This window comes from Spiroplasma sp. ChiS, assembly GCF_002968355.1.
GTDB classification, from domain to species: domain Bacteria; phylum Bacillota_I; class Bacilli_A; order Mycoplasmatales; family Mycoplasmataceae; genus Spiroplasma; species Spiroplasma citri.
The window spans coordinates 1-688 of sequence record NZ_PUUH01000262.1; the positions used below are offsets into that span (position 1 = coordinate 1).

At 20.1% G+C, this 688-nt stretch carries 1 protein-coding gene; it reads left to right on the plus strand.

The genetic code is table 4. The features are described from left to right. Positions 1-385: 385 nt before the first annotated feature. Positions 386-676, plus strand: coding sequence for a hypothetical protein (locus C6B38_RS06735; protein WP_105299068.1), 291 nt, complete (start codon positions 386-388; stop codon positions 674-676). Positions 677-688 lie beyond the last annotated feature (12 nt).

The following is a 688-nucleotide window of genomic DNA, read 5'->3' on the forward strand; positions in this document are numbered from 1 at the left end:
TTTACTAAAATGGTTTTTTTATTTGAAAAAACCTAAAATAACTAATTGATTCAAAACAAGGACAGCATCTTTATATATTTATAATTTTTAAAATAACAAAACAAGGACAGCATCTTTATATATTTATAATTTTTAAAATAATAAAAAAGTTGTTTCCTTTCTGAAAAAAACCATATTAAATTAAGAAATTAGTAAATAACACACATACTAACTTAGTAAAGGTGTTGTACTTGTTTTGGAGAAACTAAAAATGGAAAAAATCAATATTATGATTAAATGCAGTAAATGCGGAATGCCAAAGTGAGTTCATAAAGTTAAACATCGCGGAAAAACAGAATGATTTGAAGATATTTATTATAGTTAATATTAAATTTGATTTATAAAAATGGAAATTATTAAACAACAAAAAATATGTGATGTTATTAATTGTTATAAATTATCATCATTTATCACCGAAGAATTTGTTATTAATTGTTATAAATTATCATCATTTATCACCGAAGAATTTGAAACAAATAAAATTTTATGAACTTGTGAAAATCACAAAGTTTTATTAAATCAAATTAAGTATATAAACAAAGAAAAAATTTGACTTTATAATAATTTGGAAAATTCAAGGATAGAAGTTGATTGAAAAACTGGGTATTTAAAAATCTTTTTTAGTAAAATTAAATAATTCTAATATAAC